Below are 18,416 nucleotides of genomic sequence, written 5' to 3' on the forward strand. Positions count from 1 at the left end.
ACTAATTTAGGTTAAAAAATTAGTAACTACCTTTACGGCCAACACCTGCGTAGTCAAAATCCCAAGAGACTTCGAAAGGCTGGAACCAAGGGGCCACACCCGTTTCTTTATCAATATGACGGCCAAAGGCAACATCTTTATTGTGTGATGGCGGATAGATTTTATAGGTGACACGGTATTTACCATTGCCATCTAATTTGATGTTTTCCCCATAATGAGGGCCATCACTTGCCACCATAGGCATAAATGTGCCTGTTTGAGTTTGTGGTTTATCACCAAGTTTAGTGACTGAATATTCAATGGTTAGGTAAGGGATCCAATCGCCTTCTGCAAAGCCATTTGGGTTATCTTCAACAGCGTGGATATCTGCTTCTAAGTGGACATCTGCTTTATCTGCAGCTAAGTGAGACATTGCATGATGGCCTTCTTCGGTATCCATTGTAATTGGTTGTAGGTAAACGCCTTGGATTTCCATTCCGTTTTTGATCACAGGGTGACCGAGAGGGTACTCTTGAGCTAATGCTGAGATTGAAAACAACGCGAGACCTGAAACAGCAGCTTTATAGGCGAGTTTCATTATTTTCGTCCTTACCATAAGTGATATAGAGTTGTAATGATAATCATTACTATTACTAAAAAACAAGTGGTAATTTACGATAAGTAAATTACTCGTCGCTAAAAATGTTTGTTTTTATATAAAAATCTAAGTGTTAGAAAAAGTTATTATTCTTTGAAAAATAACTTGCTAATAGTGTGTTCTATTAGGCAGTTTATTATTGTCTACATGATATATTTTGAAGGTGTGAATTTTACTGCGAAAGAACACTTCATTCATTTTGTTGAAAATAAAGGTATAGCCATGCAACGACGTTATCTTGACTGCTCTGCTTCAGAAATTGTAAAACTCAATAAAAAGAATCTATTAGAATCAATTAAAGCAAGTGAAGGGCGAATTTTGGTTTCTGAAACCATAGGCACAATTCAACCCGTATTAATGACAGTGACGAATGCTGAATTAGCCGCAAGCCAAGGTGCAGACATTTTACTATTGAATGTTTTTGATGTTAATCAACCGATTATGCAAGGCCTACCCGAAGGGGTTGAACCTGAGGAAATCATTCGCACACTTAAGCATTTAACGGGACGAGCAATCGGTGTTAATTTAGAGCCTGTACCTGAGGGCTTTAATAATCCGACACAAGATGCGCAATGGAAAATGTCAGAAGGGCGATTAGCAACAGTAAAAAATGCTCTTAAATTAAAAGAAATGGGTGCGGATATTATTGTTCTAACGGGGAACCCTGGCAATGGAGTAACTAATCAGGAAATTAACCAGAGCCTTAAAGAGCTTAAAGCTGTTGTGGGTGAAGATATTGTGCTTATTACGGGAAAAATGCACGCTGCTGGTGTTTTAAATGCTTCCGCAGAGCAACTCATCACAGATGATGATATTCGTACCTTTATTAACAATGGTGCGGATATTATTTTGCTCCCAGCTCCGGGAACGGTACCTGGGATTTCATTAGAATTTGTGCAAAAAATGGTAGGTTATTGCCATTCCCAAGGCGTGATGACAATGACGGCGATTGGCACTTCTCAAGAAGGTGCAGATTTACAAACTATTCGGCAAATTGCATTAATGTGCAAAATGGCCGGGACAGATTTACACCATATTGGTGATTCGGGTTATAACGGAATCGCATTACCTGAGAATATTTTAAATTATAGTATTGTGATCCGTGGTGTTCGTCACACCTATTCACGTATTGCTCGTTCGGTTAATCGCTAGTTGACATTTTTAGGTGATTTTTACAAAAATGGTTTGTAGAAATCACCTATTTAACATAAGTTTTTTCTATTATCCTCGCGTTAATTACAGATTATTTTCGATAAAAATTTATACAATTCCCGTAATTCTTCAGGTAAAATTTCGCCCATTTTTTAAAACAATAAAAGAAGTGAGTTATGTCGCAAAATACTAATCCGGTGCCAAAAATTGGCTTCGTTTCACTCGGCTGCCCGAAAAATCTAGTTGATTCAGAACGCATTTTAACTGAGTTGCGCACTGATGGTTACCAAGTCGTTCCAAGCTATGATAATGCTGACTTAGTCATTGTGAATACGTGTGGGTTTATCGATAGCGCGGTGCAGGAATCACTAGAAGCGATTGGGGAAGCTCTGAATGAAAATGGCAAAGTGATTGTCACAGGATGCCTTGGTGCGAAAGAGAACCAAATTCGTGAAGTACATCCAAAAGTTTTAGAAATCACTGGTCCACATAGCTATGAGCAAGTACTTAACCACGTGCACCACTACGTTCCAAAACCTGAACATGACCCTTTCTTGAGTTTAGTTCCAGAACAAGGGGTAAAACTGACTCCAAAGCATTATGCCTATTTAAAAATTTCCGAAGGGTGCAATCATCGTTGTACTTTTTGCATTATTCCTTCTATGCGAGGGGATTTAGATAGCCGTCCAATTGGAGATGTGTTAAATGAAGCTAAGCGTTTAGTCGCTTCAGGGGTAAAAGAGTTACTGGTTATTTCACAAGATACCTCTGCGTATGGTGTTGATGTTAAAAATAAAACGGGTTTTTGGGATGGGCAGCCGGTAAAAACTAGCATGGTGGGGTTATGTGAACAACTTGCTTCACTGGGTGTATGGGTACGTTTACATTATGTGTATCCTTATCCACATGTTGATGATGTCATCCCTTTGATGGCAGAAGGTAAAGTTTTACCTTACCTAGATATTCCGCTGCAGCATGCAAGTCCTAAAATTTTAAAGTTAATGAAACGCCCTGGCGCTGTAGAAAGAACACTTGAGCGAATTAAGCGTTGGCGTGAAATTTGCCCTGAACTCACCTTACGTTCAACATTTATTGTGGGGTTTCCTGGTGAGACAGAAGACGATTTTCAAATGCTACTCGATTTCTTATCGGAAGCGAAGTTAGACCGAGTAGGCTGCTTTAAGTATAGCCCTGTCGAGGGAGCGAAAGCGAATGAGCTGGCGGATCAAGTCCCTGAGGAAATTAAAGAAGATCGTTATCATCGTTTTATGCAATTACAACAACAAATTTCTACACAGCGTTTACAAGATAAAATTGGTAAAGAAATTTTAGTCATTATTGATGAAGTTGATGATGAAGGTGCTATTGGGCGTAGTATGGCAGACGCGCCAGAAATTGATGGTATGGTTTATCTTAATGGTGAATTTGGTGTTAACGCGGGGGATATAGTGAAAGTATTCGTTGAGCATGCAGATGAATATGACCTGTGGGGAAATATTGTCACTTCCTAAGTGAATCAGAGCGTTTTAAAAGTGTAAATGGCTAACTTAGGTAAATTAAGTTAGCCATTTTGTTTTTTACCACATTGATTTACTGCTTTTAATTGTGAAAAATTGATGTGGATCAAGAGGTTTAAATCTATCAATTAATAACTTGATCTAGAATATAATAATTAAATGGGAAATTGACATAATCAGATAACTCTTATCGAAGAATAAGGATAACTATGTCGGTTCATTTAATATTTCCAACTACAACACCTGTAAAAGAAAGTATTTATAATTCAGATGATTATAAATATATTGTAGAGCTTGCTTATACAACTATTGAAGGTGGATTAGCCTCATTACATGATAATAATATTCGAAGTTCTCTGATTAGCTCTGATGGAAAAACGCTTTGGCTTAGTCATGAGTTTGGGGGCAATTTTGAGATAGCAGCTTTATTATCTGATAATTTGACTTATGGTGCGCGGGCTAAGTTGTATACTGCGCCAATCGAATTACATGGGATTTTTTATTATCTAGCTCCAGTGTATTCACATGCTGGAGAGCCAGTTCTAGTTGTCGCTTTGTCTTCAACTCAGAATAGCTGCAATATTTTGTTTGCACTCACGCAGGCTTTAGCAAGGGAAGCGAGTGGGAAATTGAAATTTCACTATTATGAACAAGAAATTTTTAAGGAAAATAAGGTAGAGCAACGATTCGCTAGCTTGGATATTCATTCAGTTGAGAAAGCTTTGATTATTGAAGTGGCGCAGGCTTGTGAAGGTAAAATTCAAAAAATGCATAAAGTCCTTGATATGGGGCGGACAACGTTATGGCGCAAACTAAAGCAGTATGAAATTAACATTAAAGACTACAAATAGCTTCTTACATATGCTTTGGACCGTAAAAAAAAACGCTTTCGCATGTTTTGTGGACAACAACAAAAAAGCATAAAAACAGCGAAGCGCGAAGAATTTACCAACATTTTGAACGACAGTCGATAGATAAACAAAGCATAATCTATCTGCTTGTGTCGTTACTTGATGTATCGAGAAAAGAAAATGAAAACGATGCTTATTATGCTTGAGTTAGGTAAGTTGGTATGTCGTTTACAGCCCTATTTTTTTAGATTTGTGATGGATAAATATTGATGAGAAAGCGCATTGTCTTACTAAAAAATGGTGTGATAGGTGCACTATTATTTTAAATGATATTTCAGTAACACAAAAAAGTATTATTTTATTTTACAAGTATTAGTAGTTATTATTACTAGTGGAATTATCAATTCACTTAGGTTTCTTTAATCTGTGATAGAGTAGAACTATTGTTTATCACTTATAAAAACAAGTTATTATTTTAAAATTGACAGGATTTTTATCTATATTTATCTAAATTATAGTGCTCTTGGCATTTTTTAGGTAATTAGTTTCTGATGGCTTAGAGTCAAACCACCAGAAACTAATTACGCTATAACAAGATGAACATATCATATAAATTAAATATATTTAGGATAGGTATTAATGTATTCGTATTCTTGAATAAGTTGTGGTAGTGATTTAATACCTAGTTTCGTATAAATGTTAGAGCGATGAACTTCTACAGTTCTTGGTGATAGTGACAGTTTTTCAGCGGTTTCTTTACTGGTATTACCTTCTAATATCATATCCATGATTTCTCGTTCTCTAACCGAAAGACGGTTAAATTTATCAGAGAGGTAGGTATATTTTTTATACTTTTCATGCATATTTAAAAATAATTCTGTTGCGTTACTGATGGAGTTTAAAATTTCAATGTCCTTGAAAGGAAAAGGGAAAAAATCAAAAGCTCCGGCTTTAAAACTCTCACGGCACAAACTGATAGAAGGCTCTTCAGCAAGCACAATGAATGGAACAATACCAAATGAATTATTTATATTGTTTAATCTACTAATACGATTTTCATCATTGTTTAAGAATAATAAAATACATTCTTTTACATTACCCTCATTAGGGTAAGTATAATTACTCATAAACACTTCTTCGTTATTATAAAATCTAAAGATAAAACCAAAAGATTCCATCATTAGTTTCAGTTTATTCTTAAAGACATTATCACTTTCTACGATTACGTGAATGGTGTTATTCATCACCATACTCCTGTTGAACTGATTTGATATTCATACCAATCTGATTAAATACGTAGATAAATAAAGTGAAATTAAAATTTCACAATAATATTTTCTACTGATCGTTGTTCTTTTTATTAGTGTATTACTGACCTTAATTTATATTAAAAACATCATCTAGTTAAATTTAATATAAAAATAGAAACAATAGTTAAAGTTTGTGTCATTGGGTAATATTCGATTAATGACGTGTAACATATTATGTGAATTTACTTATTAAATGTGTTTTTTAACATAAAGTAATAGACAGAAATATTGTTAAAGCTAATCAATAATATCTTAAATCATTAGTCATAAAAAGTCTTAGATGTACACTTTATGCTGTTTTCTTAGGTGATAGTACTTAATCTGTGAATTGACGAAGATTAAGTGCTTTTTATATCTGACATGTTAAAATTTACTCTAATCTAGTTTTGATGAGTGAATATACTTAATGGCTTCTTTAAAAGACGTAGCTCGACTTGCAAATGTTTCATTGATGACAGTATCACGGGCAATTAATAACCCTGAATTACTCAAGCCTGAAACCTTAAAACAGGTCCAACAAGCTATTGAGTCACTCAATTATGTTCCTGATTTTTCTGCTCGTAAGATTAGAGGAAAAGGTTCTAGGGTTTCGACAGTTGGCGTTTTGGCCCTTGATACAGCGACAACTCCGTTTTCTGTGGAAATCATTCTTTCAATAGAGCAAACCGCGAGGCAATTCGGCTGGAGTAGCTTTGTTGTTAATATTACCTCCAGTGAAGATAGTGAAAGAGCTGTCCGGCAATTATTATCCCAGCGACCAGATGGTATTATTTATACTACGATGGGCCTTCGAGAAGTGACTATTCCTGAAGGATTACATAATAATCGTTTGGTTCTTGCCAATTGCATAGATAAAAAAGGGCAGTTTCCAGCCTATGTACCAGATGATTTTAATGGTCAATTGAATGCAGTTAATCGCTTAATAGAGAAAGGGTATCGGAATCCTCTTTGTCTTTATATCCCGCAAGAAACACTTGCTGGAAAAACGCGCCGTGAAGCGGTGGAATCTGCGTGGGCAACGGCTAATTTACCTCTAGAATCGCTTCAGCAATACCATTTAGAGTTAGGTGATGAACACTATTTAGATGTTATAGCTTTAATTAATAGTCACTTTAAGAATAAAAAACCGGATTTTGATGTCATTATTTGTGGAAATGACCGTATTGCATTTTTAGCTTACCAAGTACTACTTAGCCGTGGTTTACGTATCCCACAAGATATCGCAGTACTTGGCTACGATAATATGATAGGTGTTGGAGAACTATTTTATCCACCATTAAGTACGGTTGTGTTACCGCACTATCAGTTAGGTCAACAAGCCGCTTTGCACATCATAGAAGAACGGCAGCAAAGTAGTGTTGAATATGTTGCTTGCGACTTGTTAGAACGTAATTCTTTTTAGTTTCGCCGAGAAGGCAAATCGAATAGACAGTTATTCAATCGCTTTCTTGAGTTCCCAATAAATCGCTTTTTCTAGCTTAGCCTGGTGATTTATTGCAAATAATCTTAAATCTCGTTCACTTTGGTGTGGGTAGATACGGCAACTAAAATTGAGTTCACCATCATTAATAAATACTTCCAAGCTAGAGTGGTCGATAAAAGCATTTATTTTAAGTTGATGACCTTGCGGTATCGGAGCACAACGATTATCACTAATGGTATATTCAGGGTAATGACGCATTAAGGTTAATTGCTGACTTTGGTTATCAACATAGAACTGCACGCCGTATCCAATCCAAAAGCCAAATTTTTCAGCTGGGCTTTGCTGTAAATCCCAAATAAGTTCTATTTCACAACTTGTCGCATTTTCATTTAATATTATGGTGCTGTTTTTGGCTAACATTGTTGCGGGAAAATGGCTTGCAGACTGGCGTAATGATTTCAATTCCTCTATAGGTTTAGAGATAATTTTACCTTGCTCATTCAGTGTTAGCTCTCTAGGTAAAGTAAAGCACCCTGACCACCCATGTTTTTGTGTAGGCATATGATTTTCCCACATATCCATCCAAGCGATAGCAATACGACGGCCATCTTTAGCTAAAAAGGTTTGAGGTGCGTAAAAGTCTTGGCCAAAATCAAGCTCAGTAAATGAATGTGAAATTTGATAAGGTAAATTAGGTGACCAATTACCAACCAAATAGCCATTTTGAAATAAATTTCGATATTGATAATTTTTTGCTTTTTTTCCTTGAGGAGAAAAAAGGGCAATAAATTTTTCGCCTAATGGAAAGAAATCAGGACACTCCCACATATAAACATTATTGTCGTCAGTTTTTGCTAGGATTTGATAGTTTTGATCCCAATTTAATAAGTCAGTAGAGTTAAATAAGAGGATTTGCCCTTGATCTTGAGAGTCTCTTGCACCAACCACCATCCACCATTTACCATCTTGTTGCCAAACTTTAGGATCTCTAAAGTGCATATAGCCATCAGGGGAAGGGAGTACAACACCTTTCTTTTCGAAATGAATACCATCTTCACTGATTGCAACACACTGTGATTGGATGATTTGGCTGTCATCACCTGGATTTGCTAACCAGATATGGCCTGTGTAAAACAAATACAATTTGTTATCGTAACTAATTGCGGAGCCTGAGAAACAACCATCTCGGTCATAATCTTCACTTGGTGCTAACGCAATGGGTTGGTGTTGCCAATGGACCATATCAGTGCTTGTTGCATGACCCCAATGCATGGGACCCCAAATCGCACTAAATGGATGATGTTGATAAAAAGCGTGGTATTGTCCTTGGTGATAGATCAAACCATTAGGGTCATTCATCCAGCCTACATAAGGGGCAAGGTGGTATTGTGGGTAGAACTGCAAGTTCATGTTTTCTCTTGCTGTTTTGATGGTTTCGTTGGCTAATTCAAGTTGTTTTTTCATTATGGCTTCCTGAACATTTTTCGATCGCGATAACAAAATGGGCACATGAAATTCAATAATAGGTGCGTTTATTTGCTGGCTTCTTTATACTTAATGTTAACGTTAACAGTTTGCGTTTACTAGTTTTATTTTCATGAGTTGGTAATGTGTTATTTATGAATAAGAATAAAGGTTAAAAATATAAAACTCGCAAAGGAGATATAATGAAAGTTTGGGCATTAGGGGATGCAGTTATTGATTTAATTCCTCTTCAAAACATGCAATATGAAGCTTGTGCTGGTGGTGCGCCTGTAAATGTCGCCGCTGGGGTTGCACGCTTAGGGCAAAATAGTGGTTTTATTGGACGAGTCGGTGAAGAAGCTTTCGGGCATTTCATGCAAAAAACCTTATTTGATATAGGGGTTGATACGAGTGCGATGGAATTTGATGAAAAGTATAAAACAAGTACTGTTCTCGTCTCGTTGCATGAAAACGGAGAACGTGAATTTTCTTTTTTAGTTTCTCCTTCGGCTGACCAATTTTTAACGACAAATAACTTACCGCAATTTGGTCATGATATTTTGCATTTTTGCTCATTAGCTCTAGTGCATCACCAATGTAGAGCGTCTCTATCAACAGCTATCGAACAACTAAAACTCGCTGGTGGGTTACTGAGTTTTGATATTAATATTCGTCCACAAATGTGGTCTGATCCCGATGAAATGCACCAAGTTGTTGATAATTTTGCAAAACGAGCGGATATTTTAAAACTTTCTGATGATGAGCTGCTGTGGTTAACGCAAGAAAGTCGTTTTGAAAATGCAATCGCCAAATTGCAAGGCTATCCTGCCCAATTAAAAATTGTTACTCAAGGGGCTAAAGGTTGTCAGGTGTTCACTTCTTTGGTTCAAATGGCAGTAAGTGCTTATTTAGTAGAAAGTATTGATACCACAGGGGCTGGCGATGCATTTATGGCGGGGTTGTTGGCGGCCATTTCACAATATGGGCTAGTCAATGAAAAAGAGGGGCTGATGAAGGTCATTTCGCAAGCTACTGCTTGTGGTGCATTGGCGACAACCAAAAAAGGTGCTATTGCCGCAGCGCCGACACAAGAGGAATTATGTGCATTTATGCAGCAGCAACCACCATTACATCAGCGTGATGTTTTTTGATGAATATATATGCAGCGAGTAAATAAAAGGTAGCGATATAGTTACCTTTTATTTTAAGAATACTTGATATAATTCAACCTATATTATGATGTTGATAAGTTTTATTTTTTGCATTTTGGCGTATGATAAGTAGCTAATATTATTTAATCAGATTTATTGTGGATAAATTATGTTGCTTCGCTCGGGAGTAGCTCTTGCTATTTTTTCCTATATCTTATGGGGAATCACACCATTATTTTATCGTTTACTTCCCGGAGCGGAACCTTTAGAGCTACTTGCAGAACGTCTTATTTGGTCTGTGCCTATACTTTTTTTTGTTCGCTTAATTATTAAAAATAAATCTTTATGGCGCGAGGTATGGTCTGATAAACGGTCGATAATTTTGTGTTTATTTAGTTCGTCGGTTATGGCGATATCTTGGACAACATTTACCTACGCATTAACTCACGGACAGGTGTTAGCCGCGAGTCTTGGATATTTTATTAACCCATTATTCTCTATTCTACTTGGTGTTTTGTTTCTTCGCGAACGGCTTGTTTTTACAGAAAAAATGGCTGTTATTTTTATTTGTGCGGGGGTTGGTTACCAAATTTGGCAGTATGGTGAATTACCTATTTTAGCGTTAGTTATGGGGAGTGCTTTTGCGGTATATGGATTAATCCGTAAATTTATTCGATTTGATGTGATTACGTCTTTATTTCTAGAAGCGCTTTGGTTGCTGCCCATTGCAATAGCGATCTCTTGGTGGTTAGCTTCTAATGGTTTAAGCGCTGTGGCGCAAGGGGATTGGCAAATTAAAGTTCTTTATATGTTAGCGGCTCCAGTCACGATCATTCCTTTGCTCTTTTTTACTGCTGCAATTAAACGAACGTCATTAACGGTAATAGGTTTAGCACAATATATAGAACCAACAATTCAATTCTTATTAGCCGTTTTTTTATTTAATGAGCTATTTGATTGGGTCAAAGGCATTAGTTTCTCACTTATTTGGATTGGTTTAATATTTTGTGTGTTAGCAATCTTACGCAAACAGTATATTAAATTTTCTCATAAAGAACCTTTTATTACTGGGCGTGACAAAACACCATTAGATTAAATAGTTAACCATCATTATCAATAGGTTATAAGATTATTGTCTTATGGCATTTTTTCCTCGATAGCAAAAGCAAACGGTTGCGTATATAATTGGCAGTAACTTTTTTGTCGGTAAGGTTATCAATCATGAATCAATTAGGTACTGCGCTGTGTAAATCTGCAACAAAAGTCATGTTGTTAGGTGCTGGAGAGTTAGGCAAGGAAGTTGCGATTGAATGTCAACGGTTGGGCATCGAAGTCATTGCGGTTGATCGCTATGATAATGCGCCAGCGATGCATATTGCACACCGTAGCTATACAATAAACATGCTTGATGGCGAAGCGCTGAAGCAAATAGTTTCAATTGAAAAACCCGATATTATTGTGCCTGAAATTGAAGCGATTGCGACACAGGTATTAATGGAACTGGAACAACAAGGACAGAAAGTGGTTCCGTCTGCGAAAGCGATTGTTCTTACTATGGATAGAGAAGGTATCCGCCGCTTAGCCGCAGAAGAGTTGAAATTACCAACATCAGAGTATCAATTTGTAGACAGTAAACTCGATTTTATCGCAGCAGCAGAAAAAATCGGCTTTCCTTGTATTGTTAAGCCAGTGATGAGTTCGTCAGGGAAGGGGCAAAGTGTGATCCATTCTCGAGACGAATTAAATCAAGCTTGGGATTACTCACAGGAAGGTGGTCGAGCAGGTCAAGGCCGTGTAATTGTTGAAAAAATGGTTAATTTTGATTTTGAAATTACATTATTAACGGTCAGTGCCGTGGATGGGATTCACTTTTGTGCGCCAGTAGGGCATCGACAAGAAAAAGGGGATTATCGTGAGTCTTGGCAGCCACAGTACATGAGTGAGGTGGCGTTGAAAAAAGCGCAGGATGTTGCTGAGAAAATTGTTACCTCTCTGGGGGGCTACGGAATATTTGGTGTTGAATTATTTGTGTGCGGTGACGATATTATTTTTAATGAAGTTTCGCCTCGTCCCCATGATACAGGCATGGTGACGCTGATTTCACAAAATTTATCTGAGTTTGCTTTACATGTTCGTGCATTTCTTGGCTTCCCAATCGGTGTGATCCGCCAATATGGACCAAGTGCATCCGCGGTTATTTTACCTAGTTTACAAAGCCAAAATGTGATTTTTTCAAATATTGGTGCAGCATTGGGATCGGATACTCAATTACGGTTATTTGGTAAACCTGAAATTGCAGGAACTCGCCGGTTAGGTGTTGCTTTAGCAATTGCAGATTCGATTGAAAGTGCATTAGAGCTGGCGCAAAAAACCGCTAATACAGTGTGTGTTTCTGGTTGATTTTAATGAAGTTAGTGCTGAACATTTTTGTTTCGCTACTGCTTTTTATATTATCCCAAATAATTGAGGTTGCATCTGGCTTGGCTAATGGGGTTTGATTGGCACTAATAACGGGGATTCCACCTAATAATTGAATGCCAATAGCCCCGTTAAAGTGCTCGTCATTAAAGAAATTATTATTAATCGCTAATCCAGCCAGATTGATAGAGTAAGGTAGCTTATTGACTAACTTAACCCCATTAGCATTTTGAGTTACGTAAATATTTTTAAATGCATCTTCTTGGGGCTGAATTCTTACTAATTTGAATCTTAAGGTTATTCTTGTACAAGATTTTATTTACCCTTATTCCTAGTTTCATTGAAAGAGATATCCGCTATCTTTAATAAGCGAGTATTTATTGGAGTAAGATTGATGCGCTCCATTTCTTACTATAATCCGGCGTAAAAGTAGAATAAGGAAAGTGATGATGGTTCGTTATGTCGCTGGCTTAATGTCATTAGGATTAATGTCTTTTTTATCAACAGCACAAAATCTTGAACAACAATTTAGCTTATGGGTGGAAAATGAAAAAGATAAAATCGAGTGTTTTGAACCGCAATCATCATTTAAGTATTGCTTAGGTGAACGACCAAATAGCGGTTTGGCTGTTTTTGACCAGAAAGGGCAAGAAGTTTACCAGCTTTATTATTTTGACAACTGGCCAGATGAAGCACAGGACGGGGTATACCGAATTCGTAAAGAAAATAAAATTGGTTTTGCAGATGCGATATCAGGGGAAGTCGTGATTGATGCAATTTATGATTGCGCATATCCCTTTGAAGCAGGGAAAGCGAAAGTCGGTATCGGATGTGAAACACAAACTGATGGTGAGCACAGTTGGTGGGTTGGTGGTAATTGGACTACGATTACACGCTAAACGTATATAGATATCATAAGGTTTCAGGTAACTCAGCTTTAGCTTTTTACGTTATTAGTGAAATTTATTCACAATAAACGTCATTTTAACCATGCATACTTCATTTTTTAACTTATTGAAAACAAATTGAAATTGTAATGCAGATCACGTTTTTAAGCTCATTTGACCTCCCTAAAAACCATTCAAAGTAAAAAACAAACCGCTTAATTCCATATGGCACCACTTAGCATAACTTTAGTCATTTGCTGAGTGTAATTTCATACCATATACACCATGGCAGAGCTCAATTTTTTGATTCAATACAGTTCAACCACTGCCAATTAAAAACCCATCAACGATAAATGATAAGCAACGAAAACACAGTGATATCGTTTTTTATGATGGCTAATACAAAATCAATGGCATGTTCGTTTTACCTCAGAAGGGTGTTCTATGAACAAAAATGGTATTTTAAAGCACATTCCGTGGATGATCCTTGGGATAATCGGTGCGGTCTGTCTGGGGGTAGTTGCACTCAGGCGTGGTGAGCACATCAGTGCTCTTTGGATTGTCGTCGCTTCTGTGGCGGTGTATCTCATAGCATATCGTTATTACAGCTTATATATCGCTAAAAAAGTGATGAAGCTGGACGAAACACGTGCGACTCCAGCCGTCATTAATAATGACGGGTTAAACTATGTTCCGACAAATAAAAACGTTCTATTTGGTCACCACTTTGCCGCGATTGCAGGGGCGGGGCCATTAGTCGGACCTGTTCTTGCTGCTCAAGTCGGCTATTTACCCGGCACCTTATGGTTGCTTGCAGGGGTTGTGTTAGCCGGTGCAGTGCAAGATTTCATGGTGTTATTTATTTCATCACGTCGTAATGGTGCATCATTAGGGGAAATCGTTAAAGAAGAGCTAGGCCCAATTCCGGGAACGCTGGCACTCTTTGGGTGCTTCCTAATCATGATCATTATCCTTGCTGTATTAGCATTGATTGTGGTGAAAGCCTTGGCAGAAAGCCCATGGGGTGTCTTTACTGTTGTGTCAACGGTACCAATCGCCTTATTTATGGGGATATATATGCGATATATCCGACCAGGGCGTGTTGGTGAGGTTTCAGTCATTGGTATCGTCTTGTTAGTTGCCTCTATCTGGTTTGGTGGCGTGATTGCTCACGACCCATACTGGGGCCCAGCACTGACATTCAAAGACACGACGATTACTTACGCGTTAGTGGGTTATGCATTTGTCTCTGCATTATTACCTGTATGGCTAATTTTAGCGCCTCGTGACTATTTAGCGACATTCTTGAAAATTGGGGTTATCGTTGGTTTAGCGATTGGTATCGTTATTCTAAACCCTGAATTAAAAATGCCAGCAGTGACGCAATTTGTTGATGGTTCAGGTCCTGTTTGGAAAGGTACTCTATTCCCATTCTTGTTTATTACCATCGCTTGTGGTGCGGTATCCGGTTTCCATGCGCTCATTTCTTCAGGGACAACTCCGAAGTTATTAGCAAATGAAAAAGATGCGCGTTACATCGGTTATGGTGCAATGTTAATGGAGTCATTTGTTGCGATTATGGCACTGGTAGCGGCTTCTATTATCGAACCAGGCTTGTATTTTGCAATGAATACACCACCAGCAGCGTTAGGTATTACTATGCCTAACTTACATGAACTGGGTGGTCCAGATGGCGCAGCTATCATGGCTCAGCTCAAAGATGTGTCTGTTCATGCAGCCGCTACAGTGAGTTCATGGGGCTTTGTGATTTCACCTGAGCAAATCATGCAAACAGCGAAAGATATTGGTGAGCCGTCGGTGTTAAACCGTGCTGGTGGTGCGCCAACATTAGCGGTGGGTATTGCGTTTGTTTTCCACGAAATCATGCCTGCGGCAAATATGGGCTTCTGGTATCACTTTGGTATTCTGTTTGAAGCTCTGTTTATCTTAACCGCATTGGATGCAGGGACTCGTTCAGGCCGCTTTATGCTGCAAGATTTATTGGGTAACTTTGTTCCATTCTTGAAGAAAACAGATTCACTGGTTGCTGGTATCATAGGTACAGCTGGTTGTGTTGGGCTGTGGGGTTATTTATTGTATCAAGGTGTTGTTGACCCACTGGGCGGTGTTAAGAGCTTATGGCCTCTGTTCGGTATCTCGAACCAAATGTTAGCAGCAGTTGCTTTAGTCTTGAGTACAGTAGTGCTGATTAAGATGAAACGCAGTAAATACATTATGGTGACTGTATTACCTGCAGTATGGCTATTAATCTGTACAACTTGGGCATTGGGACTGAAATTATTCAGTGATAACCCACAACTGGAAGGATTCCTATACTTAGCGAAATCTTATAAAGATAAGATTGCGGCAGGTGGTGCAGAGTTAACTGCACAAGAAATTACTAATATGAATCACATTATTATTAATAACTACACCAACGCAGGGCTGAGTATTCTATTCTTGGTGGTTGTCTACGGTATCATTTTCTATGGTATTCGCGTTGGGATGAAAGCGCACAAAAACCCAGAGCGTACAGACAAAGAAACACCTTATGTTCCTGTACCTAAAGAGGGCGTGAAAGTTTCATCTTCACATTAAGTCACCCTTCAACGAAATTGAACATCGGAAGATGTTCGGTAAATGAAAGGTCGCCCTACATTGTGTGTTCATGATGTAGGGCATTTGTATTGGAGAGGCTGATGTTTGGAAATCTCGGCAAAACAGGAAAATACCTCGGGCAAGCAGCACGCATGCTAATTGGTATTCCTGATTATGATACCTATGTGCAGCATATGAGTGATAATCACCCAGATAAACCTGTGATGACCTACAAAGAATTTTTTCGCGAAAGACAAGATGCACGGTATGGTGGTAGCGGTAAAGGCGGATTTCGCTGCTGTTAATCAATGAAGTGTGAGGGCAATAATGAAACCTATTAGCGTAACAATTTTAACCGGTTTTCTCGGGGCTGGTAAGACGACTCTCCTTAGCCATATTCTTCATGCTGAGCACGGTCATAAAATTGCAGTGATTGAAAATGAGTTTGGTGAAGTCCCCATTGATAACGCAATAATTGGTGATCGTGCGACACAAATTACCACATTAAGTAATGGCTGTATTTGTTGTAGTCGTTCGAATGAATTAGAAAATGCCTTATTAGACCTATTAGATGGCCTTGATAATGGAAAATTAGACTTTGAGCGTCTCGTCATTGAGTGCACTGGCATGGCAGACCCAGGCCCGATCACTCAAACTTTTTTTTCCCATGAAGTCCTATGCGAACGTTATGTGTTAGATGGCATTATTACACTAGTGGATGCTGTTCACGCTGATAAACAATTGAATGATTTTGCCATTGCTCAAGCGCAAATTGGCTATGCAGATCGCATTTTATTGACCAAAACAGATATTGAGCCGAATAACGAAGCTTTAATTGAACGTTTACAACGTATTAATGCGAGAGCACCGATTTACCCAGTTATTCAAGGTGATATCGACCTGAGTTTATTATTGGATATCGAAGGGTTTTTATTGGATTCACAGTTGAATGTCAAACAACCGACATTCCGTTTCGCGCCTAAACAACAAAATGAAGTCGGCTCGATTGTCCTTGAATTTAATTATCCTGTTGAACTGATGGCCGTTTCTCAAGTAATGGAAGACCTATTACTCGGTTTTGCAGATAACTTACTGCGTTATAAAGGAATTCTTTCCATTATGGGTGAACCAAAACGCTTATTATTCCAAGGTGTTCAACGCCTCTATAGTGCGGATTGGGATAGAGACTGGGAAGTTGATGAACAACGCCGCAGTGTATTAGTGTTTATTGGTATTGACCTACCAGAAGATATAATTCGTGAAAAATTCGCAGCCCTAGAAGTTAATTCAAAATAGAACAATTCAAAAAAAGAAATTCAAAGTCATTAGCGGCGTAGCAAGGCGGCAAAAGAGCCAATCCCTAGGAGCATACACAAGTATGTGACTAGGGTTGGCGAATGTAGCCAACAATGCTACGGCGTTAAGGGCGAAGAATTAGCGACGTAGCAAGACGGCAAAAGAAATAATCCCTAGGAGCATACACAAGTATGTGACTAGGGTTGGCGAATGTAGCCAACAACGCGACGGCGTTAAGGGCGTGCTTTAGCGGCCATAATTTCAATAATCTGCACGTCAGTATGTTTCATTGAACCCGCGGCTAAAGAACATAAATTGGCAATAGATTGGTCGACATCATCAGACACAATACCATCCGACCCTCTAACACAGCTATTATCTAATGCCATTAGCACGGCTTTATAAGCGGCACTCGCACTGGTTGACACCTTCATTGCACAACTGTTTGATGCGCCATCACAAATCATACCACTAACATCACCAATCATACTGGAAATTGCCATTGCAACGACTTCATAGCGGGATTCTAGTAACCAAGCAATGCCCGCGGCAGCTCCCATCGCCGCTGTTGTCGCAGCGCACAATGCCGATAATGCAGGAAGCTGGTTATGAATGTAGATTGCCATCAGATGGGAGAGCATCAATGCACGAGCCAGTTGTTCTTCTGAAGATTGTAGGTAATCAGCAGTCACAACAACAGGCATGGTGGCTGCAATACCTTGGTTGCCTGAGCCGGAGTTGCTCATTGCGGGTAATACGGCACCGCCCATGCGCGCATCTGAGGCGGCAGAGGTGCGGATCATAATTTCTGACATTAAGTCTTTTGAAAGCAGGCCACGGTCTCGCTGGGTTTGTAATGTTTTACCGATATGTAAGCCATAAACGTTGCGTAAGCCTTCTTGAGATAAAGCTTCGTTTAAATGTGCGGCTTCAAGTATAAAACGAATATCCTCTAAAGGTGCTTCGGTAGCAAATTGATAAACAGACTTGGCGGTGACGGGGGGCAGAGGGACATCAGCCGCACAGTCAACGGGCGATTCATGGTGAGGTTGAGCTGTTGTGGCATCAAATACGGTATGATTGTTATGAACGATTTTAACAATATTGGTATGCGACCCTGCAATGATGACGGTTGCGGATTCAGTTTGTGTGTATACCGTGGCTTCAGAGTAGATAACATCATCACAAGGGTGTTTGATATCTACAGTAATAGCTCCTTGCGCTAACATGGTTTTACTCAAAGCAATGGCATCCGCGGACGCTGATTTTAAAACTTCTAAACCTGCATCGGCATCGCCCCCAACAGCACCAAGCGCAGCTGCGATAGGTAGACCTACCATACCTGTCCCGGGGACGGTTACACCCATGCCATTTTTCATGAGGTTAGGAGAGACAAAAGCACAGACACGGATCACTTGCCCATCAAGAAATGAAGCGGCTTTAGCAGCAGCATATGCCAATGAAATTGGCTCAGTACAACCTAAGGCAGGTTTTACTTCTTGTTTTACTGCTTTGATAAAATATTGCCAAAGTAGTGGTTGTGATTGAGCATGCATGGCAAGTCCCCTTAATAAAATCTTTTTCGATTTTATTATTTTAAACAACAGTCTGGAGAAAAACTTCACTAAGTTAGGGGATTTAAAGAGAGTGAAGAGAAATATTATCTCTAATTTGAATTATAAAAATGAAAAAATTCTAATTTTGAGCCTGGT

General features: G+C 38.7%; 15 protein-coding genes. 11 read left to right on the plus strand and 4 right to left on the minus strand.

What is annotated here, in order from left to right; all coding sequences use genetic code 11:
• Positions 1 to 19: 19 nt before the first annotated feature.
• Positions 20 to 577 (minus strand): iron transporter, encoded by a 558-nt coding sequence (locus P3L37_RS04655; protein WP_004913787.1) that lies wholly within the window; start codon positions 575 to 577, stop codon positions 20 to 22.
• A gap of 282 nt (positions 578 to 859) precedes the next feature.
• Here P3L37_RS04655 and P3L37_RS04660 point away from each other — a divergent pair, with 282 nt between their 5' ends.
• The 3 genes from P3L37_RS04660 to P3L37_RS04670 all read left to right on the plus strand — a co-directional run bounded on the left by P3L37_RS04660 (position 860) and on the right by P3L37_RS04670 (position 4,157).
• Positions 860 to 1,789, plus strand: coding sequence for a PEP phosphonomutase (locus P3L37_RS04660; RefSeq protein ID WP_109912089.1), 930 nt, complete (start codon positions 860 to 862; stop codon positions 1,787 to 1,789).
• Positions 1,790 to 1,965: 176 nt separating this feature from the next.
• Positions 1,966 to 3,300 carry a 30S ribosomal protein S12 methylthiotransferase RimO gene (gene rimO, locus P3L37_RS04665; protein WP_004913782.1) on the plus strand — a complete coding sequence of 445 codons (1,335 nt, stop codon included), beginning with the start codon at positions 1,966 to 1,968 and terminating at the stop codon, positions 3,298 to 3,300.
• Between the two features lie 215 nt (positions 3,301 to 3,515).
• Positions 3,516 to 4,157: a helix-turn-helix domain-containing protein gene (locus tag P3L37_RS04670; RefSeq protein ID WP_004913781.1), complete on the plus strand. Its 642-nt coding sequence runs from the start codon at positions 3,516 to 3,518 to the stop codon at positions 4,155 to 4,157.
• Positions 4,158 to 4,771: 614 nt separating this feature from the next.
• On the opposite strand, the gene P3L37_RS04675 is transcribed toward P3L37_RS04670, so the two are convergent.
• On the minus strand, positions 4,772 to 5,401 hold the full coding sequence (locus P3L37_RS04675; protein ID WP_109912033.1) for a response regulator transcription factor: 630 nt from the start codon (positions 5,399 to 5,401) through the stop codon (positions 4,772 to 4,774).
• A gap of 472 nt (positions 5,402 to 5,873) precedes the next feature.
• On the opposite strand from P3L37_RS04675, the gene P3L37_RS04680 reads away from it, so the two are divergent.
• Positions 5,874 to 6,869 carry a LacI family DNA-binding transcriptional regulator gene (locus P3L37_RS04680; RefSeq protein WP_110732216.1) on the plus strand — a complete coding sequence of 332 codons (996 nt, stop codon included), beginning with the start codon at positions 5,874 to 5,876 and terminating at the stop codon, positions 6,867 to 6,869.
• 30 nt (positions 6,870 to 6,899) lie between these two features.
• Here the strand turns inward: P3L37_RS04680 and P3L37_RS04685 are convergent, their stop codons facing one another.
• Entirely contained in the window at positions 6,900 to 8,354 is a 1,455-nt protein-coding gene (locus tag P3L37_RS04685; RefSeq protein ID WP_110732215.1) for a glycoside hydrolase family 32 protein, read from the minus strand.
• A 203-nt stretch (positions 8,355 to 8,557) separates the two neighbouring features.
• Between P3L37_RS04685 and P3L37_RS04690 the strand changes: the two genes are divergently transcribed.
• The 7 genes from P3L37_RS04690 to yjiA all read left to right on the plus strand — a co-directional run bounded on the left by P3L37_RS04690 (position 8,558) and on the right by yjiA (position 16,704).
• Complete coding sequence (locus tag P3L37_RS04690; RefSeq protein WP_004913771.1) at positions 8,558 to 9,505, plus strand: aminoimidazole riboside kinase; 948 nt, start codon at positions 8,558 to 8,560, stop codon at positions 9,503 to 9,505.
• A gap of 169 nt (positions 9,506 to 9,674) precedes the next feature.
• The gene (rarD, locus tag P3L37_RS04695) at positions 9,675 to 10,601 is read left to right on the plus strand and encodes an EamA family transporter RarD (protein ID WP_110732214.1); all 927 of its coding nucleotides are present in this window, start codon (positions 9,675 to 9,677) and stop codon (positions 10,599 to 10,601) included.
• Positions 10,602 to 10,726: 125 nt separating this feature from the next.
• On the plus strand, positions 10,727 to 11,905 hold the full coding sequence (gene purT / locus P3L37_RS04700; RefSeq protein WP_004913766.1) for a formate-dependent phosphoribosylglycinamide formyltransferase: 1,179 nt from the start codon (positions 10,727 to 10,729) through the stop codon (positions 11,903 to 11,905).
• Positions 11,906 to 12,369: 464 nt separating this feature from the next.
• Positions 12,370 to 12,822, plus strand: a complete 453-nt coding sequence (locus tag P3L37_RS04705; protein WP_042851648.1) for a hypothetical protein — start codon at positions 12,370 to 12,372, stop codon at positions 12,820 to 12,822.
• Between the two features lie 432 nt (positions 12,823 to 13,254).
• The gene (locus tag P3L37_RS04710) at positions 13,255 to 15,408 is read left to right on the plus strand and encodes a carbon starvation CstA family protein (RefSeq protein WP_004913760.1); all 2,154 of its coding nucleotides are present in this window, start codon (positions 13,255 to 13,257) and stop codon (positions 15,406 to 15,408) included.
• 101 nt (positions 15,409 to 15,509) lie between these two features.
• Complete coding sequence (locus P3L37_RS04715) at positions 15,510 to 15,713, plus strand: YbdD/YjiX family protein (RefSeq protein ID WP_004260586.1); 204 nt, start codon at positions 15,510 to 15,512, stop codon at positions 15,711 to 15,713.
• 22 nt (positions 15,714 to 15,735) lie between these two features.
• Positions 15,736 to 16,704 carry a GTPase gene (yjiA, locus tag P3L37_RS04720; protein ID WP_109912036.1) on the plus strand — a complete coding sequence of 323 codons (969 nt, stop codon included), beginning with the start codon at positions 15,736 to 15,738 and terminating at the stop codon, positions 16,702 to 16,704.
• Between the two features lie 233 nt (positions 16,705 to 16,937).
• Here the strand turns inward: yjiA and P3L37_RS04725 are convergent, their stop codons facing one another.
• Positions 16,938 to 18,260: a serine dehydratase subunit alpha family protein gene (locus tag P3L37_RS04725; protein WP_109912037.1), complete on the minus strand. Its 1,323-nt coding sequence runs from the start codon at positions 18,258 to 18,260 to the stop codon at positions 16,938 to 16,940.
• Between the last annotated feature and the right edge of the window lie 156 nt (positions 18,261 to 18,416).

This window comes from Providencia sp. PROV114, from assembly GCF_032704305.1.
Lineage (GTDB): Bacteria > Pseudomonadota > Gammaproteobacteria > Enterobacterales > Enterobacteriaceae > Providencia > Providencia rettgeri.

What these genes read in the sequence shown, in the direction of transcription:
- P3L37_RS04690 (WP_004913771.1), top strand. Translation starts at nt 8,558, where the DNA reads ATGAAAGTTTGGGCATTAGGGGATGCAGTTATTGATTTAATTCCTCTT.
- P3L37_RS04715 (WP_004260586.1), top strand. Translation starts at nt 15,510, where the DNA reads ATGTTTGGAAATCTCGGCAAAACAGGAAAATACCTCGGGCAAGCAGCA.
- P3L37_RS04685 (WP_110732215.1), bottom strand. Translation starts at nt 8,354, where the DNA reads ATGAAAAAACAACTTGAATTAGCCAACGAAACCATCAAAACAGCAAGA.
- purT (WP_004913766.1), top strand. Translation starts at nt 10,727, where the DNA reads ATGAATCAATTAGGTACTGCGCTGTGTAAATCTGCAACAAAAGTCATG.
- P3L37_RS04660 (WP_109912089.1), top strand. Translation starts at nt 860, where the DNA reads ATGCAACGACGTTATCTTGACTGCTCTGCTTCAGAAATTGTAAAACTC.
- P3L37_RS04705 (WP_042851648.1), top strand. Translation starts at nt 12,370, where the DNA reads ATGATGGTTCGTTATGTCGCTGGCTTAATGTCATTAGGATTAATGTCT.
- rarD (WP_110732214.1), top strand. Translation starts at nt 9,675, where the DNA reads ATGTTGCTTCGCTCGGGAGTAGCTCTTGCTATTTTTTCCTATATCTTA.
- P3L37_RS04710 (WP_004913760.1), top strand. Translation starts at nt 13,255, where the DNA reads ATGAACAAAAATGGTATTTTAAAGCACATTCCGTGGATGATCCTTGGG.
- P3L37_RS04670 (WP_004913781.1), top strand. Translation starts at nt 3,516, where the DNA reads ATGTCGGTTCATTTAATATTTCCAACTACAACACCTGTAAAAGAAAGT.
- P3L37_RS04725 (WP_109912037.1), bottom strand. Translation starts at nt 18,260, where the DNA reads ATGCATGCTCAATCACAACCACTACTTTGGCAATATTTTATCAAAGCA.
- yjiA (WP_109912036.1), top strand. Translation starts at nt 15,736, where the DNA reads ATGAAACCTATTAGCGTAACAATTTTAACCGGTTTTCTCGGGGCTGGT.
- rimO (WP_004913782.1), top strand. Translation starts at nt 1,966, where the DNA reads ATGTCGCAAAATACTAATCCGGTGCCAAAAATTGGCTTCGTTTCACTC.
- P3L37_RS04655 (WP_004913787.1), bottom strand. Translation starts at nt 577, where the DNA reads ATGAAACTCGCCTATAAAGCTGCTGTTTCAGGTCTCGCGTTGTTTTCA.
- P3L37_RS04675 (WP_109912033.1), bottom strand. Translation starts at nt 5,401, where the DNA reads ATGAATAACACCATTCACGTAATCGTAGAAAGTGATAATGTCTTTAAG.
- P3L37_RS04680 (WP_110732216.1), top strand. Translation starts at nt 5,874, where the DNA reads ATGGCTTCTTTAAAAGACGTAGCTCGACTTGCAAATGTTTCATTGATG.